At 72.7% G+C, this 10,271-nt stretch carries 9 protein-coding genes; 3 read left to right on the top strand and 6 right to left on the bottom strand.

What is annotated here, in order from left to right; genetic code table 11:
- Positions 1-32 precede the first annotated feature (32 nt).
- The 4 genes from AB0J68_RS17890 to AB0J68_RS17875 form a co-directional block, all read right to left on the bottom strand.
- Entirely contained in the window at positions 33-1,409 is a 1,377-nt protein-coding gene (locus AB0J68_RS17890) for a pectate lyase (RefSeq protein WP_363939459.1), read from the bottom strand.
- Positions 1,410-1,655: 246 nt separating this feature from the next.
- On the bottom strand, positions 1,656-3,452 hold the full coding sequence (locus AB0J68_RS17885; RefSeq protein ID WP_355063197.1) for a glycoside hydrolase family 15 protein: 1,797 nt from the start codon (positions 3,450-3,452) through the stop codon (positions 1,656-1,658).
- Between the two features lie 42 nt (positions 3,453-3,494).
- Positions 3,495-3,887 carry a cupin domain-containing protein gene (locus AB0J68_RS17880; RefSeq protein WP_354855826.1) on the bottom strand — a complete coding sequence of 131 codons (393 nt, stop codon included), beginning with the start codon at positions 3,885-3,887 and terminating at the stop codon, positions 3,495-3,497.
- A 242-nt stretch (positions 3,888-4,129) separates the two neighbouring features.
- On the bottom strand, positions 4,130-5,023 hold the full coding sequence (locus tag AB0J68_RS17875) for a sulfotransferase domain-containing protein (RefSeq protein WP_363939457.1): 894 nt from the start codon (positions 5,021-5,023) through the stop codon (positions 4,130-4,132).
- 91 nt (positions 5,024-5,114) lie between these two features.
- Between AB0J68_RS17875 and AB0J68_RS17870 the strand changes: the two genes are divergently transcribed.
- A complete protein-coding gene (locus tag AB0J68_RS17870; protein ID WP_363939455.1) occupies positions 5,115-6,185 on the top strand; it encodes a hypothetical protein in 1,071 nt (356 codons plus the stop codon).
- A gap of 39 nt (positions 6,186-6,224) precedes the next feature.
- Here AB0J68_RS17870 and AB0J68_RS17865 read toward each other — a convergent pair whose 3' ends face one another.
- Positions 6,225-6,506 (bottom strand): adhesin, encoded by a 282-nt coding sequence (locus AB0J68_RS17865; protein ID WP_354855829.1) that lies wholly within the window; start codon positions 6,504-6,506, stop codon positions 6,225-6,227.
- Positions 6,507-6,701: 195 nt separating this feature from the next.
- Positions 6,702-7,775 carry an NAD(P)-binding domain-containing protein gene (locus AB0J68_RS17860; protein ID WP_363939453.1) on the bottom strand — a complete coding sequence of 358 codons (1,074 nt, stop codon included), beginning with the start codon at positions 7,773-7,775 and terminating at the stop codon, positions 6,702-6,704.
- A 109-nt stretch (positions 7,776-7,884) separates the two neighbouring features.
- Between AB0J68_RS17860 and AB0J68_RS17855 the strand changes: the two genes are divergently transcribed.
- Both AB0J68_RS17855 and dacB read left to right on the top strand, forming a co-directional pair.
- On the top strand, positions 7,885-8,616 hold the full coding sequence (locus tag AB0J68_RS17855) for an aquaporin (protein WP_354855831.1): 732 nt from the start codon (positions 7,885-7,887) through the stop codon (positions 8,614-8,616).
- Positions 8,617-8,667: 51 nt separating this feature from the next.
- Entirely contained in the window at positions 8,668-10,251 is a 1,584-nt protein-coding gene (dacB, locus tag AB0J68_RS17850) for a D-alanyl-D-alanine carboxypeptidase/D-alanyl-D-alanine-endopeptidase (protein WP_363939452.1), read from the top strand.
- Positions 10,252-10,271: the final 20 nt, after the last annotated feature.

Here is a 10,271-nt window from a genome sequence, read left to right as displayed (position 1 = left end):
CCCCACCCTCGGTGGGGTGCCGGCGACCGGGCCTACTGGTAGGTGATGTCGGACGGCGTGTAGAAGCAGTTGACGCCGTCGGCGCCCTCGCCGATCTTGGTCGGCTCGCTGCCCTTGGGTACGCCCTTGTACTTGACGCAGATCGAGGTCTCCCGGTCCGTGTCGCCGACGATGGTGATCCGGCTGAACCGGGCGGTGTCGCCCCAGTTGGTGTTGATGCCGGCGATCGCGTCGGTGTCCCGGACGACCACGTTGTCGATCACGACGTGCCGCTGGTACGACGTGGAGCAGTTGCCGCAGGCCCGGTAGAGCTTCCCGGCGTTCTCCACCCGGAAGTTCTTGATGTAGACGGTGCCAGGGCCGTTGTGCTGGAAGACCTTGTCGCTGGCGGACCGGGCGCCACCGCCGTCGACGGTGTACGTGCTGCCGCCGCGGAAGGTCGCGGCGTCCTCGCCCACGTCCTCCCACCAGACGTTGACGAGGGTGCAGTCGCCCTCGCAGTGCACGCCGTCGCCGGCCGGCGCACCGATGATCACGTTACGCAGGGTGGCGCCTGCGGCCAGCTCGAACATCGGGTCCTGGCTCTCGCTCTGCCCGCCGTCGCCGATGCCGTAGTAGCGCTTGAGCCCGCCGTCGAAGGTGCCGGTGACTCCGATCGTCGCGTCCACCTTCTGGCTGCTGGTGGGCGTCGGCCAACCCGCGGGCGGTGAGGTGGTCGGGCCCGACGTGGTGGGCGGCGGCGTGCTCGGCGGTGCGGTGGTCGCCGGTGGCGTGGTCGGGGTGCCGCCGCCGGACGAGTCGACCACCACGTCGTCGAAGCCGCCGCTGGCGTACGCGGTGACCAGGCCGATCCGGCCCGCGCTGGCCAGGCTGTTGCTGCCGGAGGCGATCTGGGTGCCGTTGACGAAGCCGCGGATGGTGCTGCCGCTCGCCTCGATGCGCAGGGTGTACCAGGTGCCGGCGGCGACGCCGAGCGACGCGGAGCCGATCGCGGTGATGCTGCTGCCGTTGACGGCCTGCAACTCGGCCCGGCCGGAGCCGAGCAGGGCCAGTCGGTACATCTTGGTGCTGCTGGTGGACCGGGCGGCCAGGCCGACCAGGGCGCTGGACGAGCCGAAGCTCGCCGGCCGGACGCGGGCCTGTACGGAGTAGTCGGTCCAGCTGGTCTGACCGGCGAACTGCCGGGCCAGCTCGCTGCCGGCGTTCGACTGGTTGAGCACGCCCGAGCCGTCGACCGCCCAGGTGCCGCCGGATTTGGACCAGCCGGAGGCGTCGCCGTCGTTGAAGGTGTCGGTGAAGATGGTGGCCGCGAAGGCCGAGGTCATGCCGACGGTGAGCGCCGCCGCCGTCACGCCGGCGCCCACCGCCAGCACCAGTGGTCGTCGGCCGGGGTGTCGTCTCTTGTGCACGGTTGTCCTCCTTGACGCGTGTGGTGGCGATCCCTGGATCTGGCCGCGCGGGGACGTGCCGGCACGGCGCGCTGCCTCGAAAGCGGGGATGGGTGTGCCTTGTCGGATGCCCGGCTCCGACAGCGGGGTGAAGCGGGATGAAAGCCGTGGGAAAGGGCTTTCCCGTCTCTTCGAGGCTAGGACTGCGCACGCATCAGCGTCAATGGCTGGCGCTTGCAGGTCTGTTGCAGGATTCCGGCGGGCCGATCAGAAGCTGTTCGGCTCGGTCAGCCGCCAGGCCGCGTTGATGAGCCCGATGTGGGACAGCGCCTGCGGCGTGTTGCCGAGCTGCGCACCTGTGGTCAGGTCGATCTGCTCGCTGAACAGACCCACGTCGTTGGCGTGACCCACCACGCGCTCGAACAGCTCCTCGGCCCGACGCGTCTCACCCGCCATCACCAGGCACTCCACCAGCCAGAACGAGCACAGCAGGAACCCGGCCGGGTCGGTCGTCCACCGCCGGAGCAGCCCGTCGTCGGTGCCCAGCTCCCGCTCCACAATCGTGATGGTCGACCGCATCCGGGGATCGGTCGCCGGCAGGAAGTACGCCATCGGCAGAGTGAGCACCGAGGCGTCCAGCTCCGGCGACCCGAACGCACCGGTGAACGCCCCGATCCGGTCGTTCCAGCCCTCGCGCAGCACCGCCGCGCGGATCTCGTCCCGGACGCCGGCCCAGCGCCGTGGGTCGGCCCGTTCACCGAGCCGGTCGGCGAGCCCCACTGCCCGATCCATGGCCAGCCAGCAGGAGACCTTTGAGGAGAGGTAGTGCCGCTCCTCGTCCCGGGTCTCCCACATCCCCCGGTCCGGCAGGTGCCACGTCGCGGCCACCTGCTCGGTCAGCCCGAGCACCATCTCCCGCAGCTCCTCCTCGAAGGGGGCGCCGAGGTAGTCGCGCAGCCTCCACACCGCCGACAGCACCTCACCCGGTACGTCGAGCTGCCGCTGCCGCCAGGCGTCGTTGCCGACCCGCACCGGGCGGCTGTCGCGGTATCCGCGCAGGTGATCGCAGTGGTGCTCGGAGAGGTCACGTTCGCCCTCCAACCCGAAGAGGACCGGAACCGGTTCGTCGCCGAACCGGCCGATCGACCGGGCCGCCCAGGCGAACAACCGCGACGCCTCGTCCGGGCAGGCCGCCACCCAGAGCGCGCGCATGGTCAGTGAGAAGTCCCGCAACCAGGAGTAGCGGTAGTCGTAGTTGCGGTCGCCGCCGATCTGCTCCGGCAACGAGCTGGTCAGCGCCGCGGCCACCGCGCCGCTGCGGGCGTACGTCAGACCGGTCAGCACTGTCGCGCTGTGCCGGACCAGCTCGGGGTACCGGCCGTCGTACCGGTGCGTCTCCCGGTACGCCTCCCACGCCCGCGTCGTCTCGGCGAGGGCGACCAGCGGGTCCATCCGGGGCGGCGGGGCTCCGTACGCCTCTCCGAAGGCCACGTCCATCCCGATCACCTGACCGGCGGAGACCTCGAACTCCTCGGTGACCCGGTCCCGGCCCGCCCGCAGCGGCAGGTCGCCGGCGCGCAGCACCAGCACCACCGGGCCGGCGTCGGCCCGCACCCCGCCGCCCGGCTGCTCGTGCAGGTACGGGGTGAGCAGCCCATACTCCGGACGGGGCGCGAAGTCCAGCTCCATCCGGACCCGCCCGGACAGGCCCTCGACCACCCGGATGAGCACGGCTGGCGAGTTCATCCCCACATCGTGGGCGCGCGCGCCGGTCTCGGCGGCGAGCGCGTCGGTGACCGCCACGCTGCCCTGCGGCGTGTGGTGCACCCTGCGCAACACAAGCGTGTCCGGCCGGTACGAGCGCTCCACCCGAAAGCCGGGGCCACCGGCGCCGACCGGCGCCAACCGGAAGTGCCCGGCGCGCGGGTCGAGCAGCCGCCCGAAGACCGAGGCGCCGTCGAACCGGTGCGGGCACCACCAGTCGATCGAGCCGTCGATCCCCACCAGCGCGCCGGAACGGGAGTCCGAGAGGAACCCGTAGTCGGAGATCGCCGGCTGCGTCACCCGCCGCGCGTACCCGGATCGGCCCGGTTCAGGCCGCCGCCGTCACGACGTCGGCGGCTCGTCCTCGCCGGCTGCCTCGGCCTTGTCGGCCTCCTCCTTGGTGTGGTGCACGGCCTGGTCGGCGTGCTCCGGAGGGCCGTAGACGGTGTAGAGCACCAGCGGGTTCGGGCCGGTGTTGACGAAGTTGTGCTTCGTCCCGGACGGCACGACGACCAGGTCGCCCGCGACGACCTCCCGCTTCGCACCGGCGACCCGGGCCTCGCCCGTCCCGCTGACGAAGGTCAGGATCTGGTCGATCCCCTCGTGCACCTCCTCGCCGATCTCCCCGCCCGGCGGAATGGTCATGATCACCAGCTGGGTGTGCTCGCCGGTCCACAGCACCCGCCGGAAGTCCGGGCTCTTCTCGGCGACGGTCGCGATCGTGAAATGCTCCATAGCCCGCTCATACCCCGTTCGGTCGCGCGTCACGCCGGGACTGGCAGATGGTGGAATTCCCCACGGTCGGCAGGTTTGGATCCGCCCCGACCGGGGATCGACAACGCTGACCGGCGCGAGCGGCCGGTCGAGCCAGGTCCCCGCTGGCGTACCGCCGAACGGCTGCGGTGGTGGGAGACGGCCAGAGCGCGGCGACGTTCCGACCACGGTCGAGGCGGCGCCGCGCGCTCGTCTGCGCACCCTCAGGCGTCGCGGTGCAGCCAGGCGAGCAGGTCGGGCGGGGCCAGGGCCCTCGCCCGTTCCTCGTAGCGGGCCAGACCGGCCGCGTCCAGCAGGCTGCGCCCCTGCCCCGAGCCACCCTGGCGGAAGAACGCCCGGCGGTCCCGCAGCACCCCCAGCATGTCCGGGGCGAGCTGGTCGGCGCATTCCCGCATCCGGCCGAACGTGGCCGCCTCGACCAGCGCCGGCCAGCGCTCGGCGGACACCGGGACCCCCCACAGGTCGGCCAGCCGGCGCATCTGGGCACCCAGGTCGGCCTGGAGGTCGTCGTAGTGCACCAGCTCGACGTTCGGCTCGTGTCGGCGGGCCCAGGCGTCGCTCAGGTGCCAGAGAACCCCGGGCAGCGAGTCCAGCTCGGCGCGCGGGTCCACCTCGTGGTCGACCCAGCTCGGCAACCACTGCCGCACCGACGGACGGGCCTGGGGCGGTCCCGCCGGCACGGGCTGGCCGGTCAGCTCGGCCATCCGGACCCGGTTCAGGTTGGCGGACTGGTGATAGAGGGACACCGCCATGTCCAGCGGATGCCGCGCCACCACCACGTAGTGCGCCCGAGGGTCGAGCGGCACCCCGTCCAGCGGGGTGTGCGTCTTGATGAACCGGCGGTGCGGTTGGGAGGCCAGCCGCTGGTACACCGCGTCGCGCGGCTCGCCCAGCCAGTCCAGCCAGGGCGACAGCTCGGGCAGCGGCGCCGGCAGCTCCGCGGTGCCGAGCACCAGCAGCGCGCAGATCATCTGCATCCAGGTGGTGCCGCTCTTGGACCGGGTGCTGATCACGATGTCGCCGTCGCGGAACGGGAACCCGACCCAGCGGGCGCTGTCCTCGTCCACGGAGCGGTAACGGTGGGGTGACGCGGACATCGGGCGAGCTTAGTCGCCGAAGCGACAGCCAGGCAGCAGATTTTCGGCCCGGATCGTGTGGACGCATGCGAATGCCTGACTAGATTGAAGTATGGTGCCCGCCCACGGGGGCCGGGCGGCGGAACCGGTCTACCGCCCCATCCTCGCCAGCCGCCGACGCGGCGAGCTGGAAGCGTTGAACCACCTCGACCCCGCGGTCGCCCCGCTGCTCGCCCCGATCCTGGAGGTCAGCGCCGTCGACCGCTCCACCAGGGACGCGCTGCGCCGCCTGCCGTCCGGCCTGCTGCCGGCCGTCGACGTCACCGCCCTGCCCGACTCGGCCGACACGGAGCTGGCCCGGTGGGGCGTACCGCTGATGCCGGTCATCGGCCTCGCGGAGAGTGACCGCCGGCTGGTCGCGCACGGCACGGCGGCCCGGGCGTACGCGCGGCGGGCGCTGGTCCGGCTGCGCGCCGCGCAGGACCGGGCGGGCCCGGACGCGGACACGACCGCCGTCGAGCGGATCTGGCGGCTCACCGGCCTCGCGCCGGAGGAGTGCGACCTGCTGGTGGACGCGGGCGACGTCTGCTGCCCGGCGGACGTGCGGGTGGCCGAGCCGCGGGTACGCCGGCTGCTGGACTGGGCCCGCCGCCACGCCTGGCGCTCGGCGACGGTGGCAGCCGGCGGTATGCCGCCGACGCTGTCCCGGCTGCCCACCGACGAGCCGGTCCGGCTGGAGCGCTGGGACTGGCAGCTCTGGCAGCGGCTGGCCGACGTCGGGGTGGACTACGGCGACTACGGCGTCGGTCCGGCGCGCTCCGACCCCGGCGACCCCGGCGACCGGACGCCCACCGTGCGGTACACCGCCGACGACGGCTGGTGGGTCTACCGCTGGTCGCGCCGTGGCGGCCGGGGCGACGACCGCTTCGCCGACCTGTGCCGCACGCTGGTGGCGGCGCCGCACTGGTCGAGCGCCGGGGCGGCGTTCTCCTGGGGCGACCACGAGTTGCTGCGCCGCGCCCGTCGGGGCGCCGGCGCCGGGTCGATCGCCAACTGGACGGCGTGGAGCACGTCGCACCACCTGGCGCACGTGCTCGCCACGTTGGTGCGACCGGACGACGCCGCAGGGCCTGGGCGGAACCCTCGGCCGGGCCCGCCGCAGCGAGGGCGATCGCTGCGGTGAGAACCGCCGTGAACGTGCTACCGCAGCCCGGTTTACCTGCTACTGCCGCTCGGTGAAACCGAACTGGATGATTCCCTCGTCGTCGACGGTGGCGTCCACCGAGGCGTCGCCGAGCAGCTCGGCGGCGTCCGGATCGAGGAAGATCCGGGCGCCCTGGTTGTCGACGACGTGGTCGCCCTGCTCCGGCTCGGGCACCAGTTCCACGGTGAGCGATCCGGCGTCTGCGTCGGCGGCGATCCGCACACCACCGTCCTCGGCCACGTCCTGCTGGTTGGCGAGGTCACGGATGACGAGCACGGCGTTGTCGGTCATGGTGAGCATTGGCGGAACTCCTCGTGGATTCTCGGCTCGCGGTCGGTTGTCGCGCAGACCGGACAGTTGGCCCGCGTACGAGCACGCGTGGGAGGCGACGGGAGGGACGGACGGTCATCGCCGTCGCATCGAATCGGGGCAGCTGACGGGCCCCGTCCCTTCCCACGGTGCCCGCTGCCGGGCGATCCGTCAAATAGAGCCGGATCAGTCGAGCACGGGGGCGGGGGCGAGCAACGAGCGGATCTCGTTGACTGCCGCGCGGCCCGCCCGGTTGGCGCCGATGGTGCTCGCCGAGGGGCCGTAGCCGATCAGGTGGACCCGGTCGTCGGCGACCACGCGGGTGCCGTCCATGACGATTCCGCCGCCCGCAGCGCGCAGCCCGAGCGGTGCCAGGTGGTCCAGCGCGGCGCGGAAACCGGTGCACCACAGGATGATGTCGGCGGGGACGAACCGCCCGTCGGCCCAGGCCACCCCGTCGGGTGTGATGCGGTCGAAGACGGGTAGCCGATCGAGCACACCACGCTCGCGCAGCCAGCGGATCTCGGGGGTGACCGGCAGTCCGGTCACACCCACGACGCTGCCCGGCGGGCGTCCGGCGCGTACCGCCGCGTCCACCCGGGCCACGGCGGCCCGGCCCAGCTCCGGGCCGAACTCGCCGTCGCTGAACTGCGGTGGCCGGCGGGTCACCCAGGTCGTGCTGGCCGCGACGGTCGAGATCTCCGCGAGGAGCTGCACCGCGGAGGTGCCGCCTCCGACCACCACCACCCGGCGGCCGGTGAACTCCGCCGGCCCCTGGTAGTCGGCGGTGTGCAGCTGTCGCCCGCCGAACGACGAGCGACCCGGGTAGTACGGCCAGAAGGGCCTGGTCCACGTGCCGGTCGCGTTGATCAGGGCCCGCGCGGTCCACCTGTCGTGGCCGGCGTCGACGTCGAGTCGGCCGTCCGGGCGGGAACGCACGGCACGGATCCGCACCGGCCGGCGGACCGGCAGGTCGAAGGCCCGCTCGTACGCGGCGAAGTAGGCGCTGACCGCTTCGGCGGCCGGGCGCTGGGGGTCGGCGGGAGGGAAGGGCATCCCGGGCAGGTCGTGGAAGCCGTGCACACGCTCCAGGCGCAGGGTCGGCCAGCGGTGCCGCCAGGCCCCACCCGGGCCGTCGTCACCATCGAGGACGACGAAGCCGTCGTCGGGAGCGAAACCGGTGCGGCGCAGGTGGTGAGCGGCGCTCAGGCCCGCCTGACCGGCGCCGATCACCACGACGTCGACGGAGTGGGTGTTCACGCGTTGTGTAACGCGATGTCCGGCTGCGCTGTGCCCACTGCGGGTCGTCGCCCTGCTCACAGCGCCGATTCCCCCATCGGTTCGCCCGAATTGTCCATACGCTGAGTGAATGGATGATGCCCGTCGCGCCGCTGCCGAGTTCCTCGGCACCCTGCTGCTGGTCTTCTTCGGCGTGGGCGCGGCCGTCGCCGCCCGGGTCCAGGGCGGCGTGGTGGTCGTCGCGCTGGCCTTCGGGTTCGTCATGCTGGCCCTCGTCTACACGATCGGCCCGCTCTCCGGCAGTCACGTCAACCCGGCGGTGACGCTCGGCGTGCTGCTGTCCGGCAAGATCTCGGTGATCGGCGCGGTGGCCTACTGGATCGCCCAGTTCGCCGGCGCGACAGTGGCCGGCTTCCTGCTCTGGGCGCTGACCCGCTGGGGTGACGTGGCGGACCAGACCGGGGCGCTCGGCTCGAACGGGTACGGCGCGCACATCAACCGGGGCGGCGCGGCCGTGCTGGAGATCGTGCTGACCTTCCTCTTCGTGCTGGTCATCCTGGTCGTGACGAGCCGCAGCGAGAACCCGGGCGTCGCGGGGCTGGCCATCGGCCTGGCCCTGGCGGCGACCCAGCTGGTCGGCGTGACGCTGACCGGCGCCGCGGTCAACCCGGCCCGCGCCTTCGGTCCGGCCGTCTTCGAGGGCGGCACCGCGCTGCGCCAGCTCTGGGTGTTCATCGTCTTCCCGCTGCTCGGCGGGGCGCTCGCCGCGCTGGTGGCGCCGCTGGTGATGGGCGCGCAGCGGCACTACTGGGGCGGGCACGACAGGTCGGTCGGCCGACCGGGTAAACGCGAGCGGCAATAACCTTCGGCCGAGGCCCTTCTCTGGCGATTATCTTCGTGACAGCATCGGCGCATGCATCGTCGTCTCTTTCCGCGCGCTGTCGCGCTGCTCGCGCTGGCCGTCACCGCGGCCACCGTCGGCGCGTCCGGCGCCACCGCCGAGTCGCCCACCCCCGCGACGACCCGACTGCGCGCCACCATCGACACGATCCTCGCCGACAGCCGGCTGGCCGGCGCACAGACGTCGGTGGTCGTCGTCGACACCAGCACCGGGCAGACGCTCTACGACCGCAACGGCGACCGGCGGTTGGTCCCGGCCTCCAACACCAAGTTGCTGACGTCGACCGCCGCCCTGGAGCTGCTCGGCCCCGGGCACCACTTCAGCACCGACGTCCACACCACCGGCAAGCGCCGCGCCGGTCTGCTCTCCGGCAACCTGTACCTGCGCGGCGGCGGTGATCCGACAATGCTCGCGGCCGACTACGACGCCCTGGCCGCGCAGGTCGCCGCCGACGGCGTCCGGGTCGTGACCGGCAACCTGATCGCCGACGACACCCGCTACGACAGCACACGGCTGGGCCCCGACTGGACCTGGGACGACGAGCCCTACTACTACGCGGCGCAGGTCTCCGCGCTGACCGTCGCGCCGGACACCGACTACGACGCGGGCACCGTGATCGTGCACGCCGCGCCGGCCGACCGGGCCGGCGCCAGGCCGGTGATCAGCACCACGCCGCCCACCGGCTACGTCCGCATCGACAACCGCGCCGAGACCGTCAGCGAGGGCGAGACCTCGATCTCCATCGAACGCGAACACGGCGGCAACACGATCGTGGTGACCGGTCAGATCGCCGTAGGCGACGCGCCCGCCAGCGACTGGGTGACCGTCTGGGAGCCCACCGGCTACGCGGCCGACGTCTTCCGGGCGGCGCTGCACCGGCACGGCGTACGGGTGCTCGGCCGGACGGTGCTCGGCCAGGCCACCCCGGAGACGGCCCACCCGGTGGCCCGACACGACTCGATGAGCCTCGGTGAGCTGATGACGCCGTTCCTCAAGCTCTCCAACAACGGGCACGCCGAGGTCCTGACCAAGGAGATCGGCCGGGTGCTCTCCGGTGCCGGCACCTGGTCCGCCGGCCTCACCGCGATCAGCGAGTACGTCGCCGACACCGGGATGGACACCGGAACGCTGCGCCAGCGCGACGGCTCGGGGCTGTCCCGGCGCAATCTGGTGCCGGCGGCGGAGTTCGTCGACCTCCTGGCCGCCGTCCGGGCCGAGCCCTGGTTTCCCACCTGGTACGCCGCGCTGCCCATCGCCGGGCAGCCGGAACGGTTCGTCGGCGGCACGCTGCGCAGCCGCATGGCCGGCACCCCGGCGGCGGGCAACGTGCACGCCAAGACCGGCAGCCTCACCGGCGTCTCCGGGCTGTCCGGATACGTCACGAGCGCGGACGGCCACCTGCTGGCGTTCTCCATCCTGCTGAACAACTACCTGACGGCGTCGGTCAAGCCGCTGGAGGACCAGATCGCCGTGGCGCTGGCCGGCCATCGGGACGACGGCGCGAGCGCGGCACGGGTCGCGCCGCCCGCGGTGCCGGAGACGCCGCGTACGCCGGAGGGCGTGGAGTGCTCCTGGGTCAAGCCGATCACCTGCTGACCGAGGGCCGGGAACCGCCC

The sequence above is a fragment of the Micromonospora sp. NPDC049580 genome (genome assembly GCF_040675595.1).
Classification (GTDB): Bacteria; Actinomycetota; Actinomycetes; order Mycobacteriales; family Micromonosporaceae; genus Micromonospora.
The sequence above is the reverse complement of the archived record's forward strand: the minus strand, read 5'-3'. Positions and strand labels throughout refer to the sequence as shown.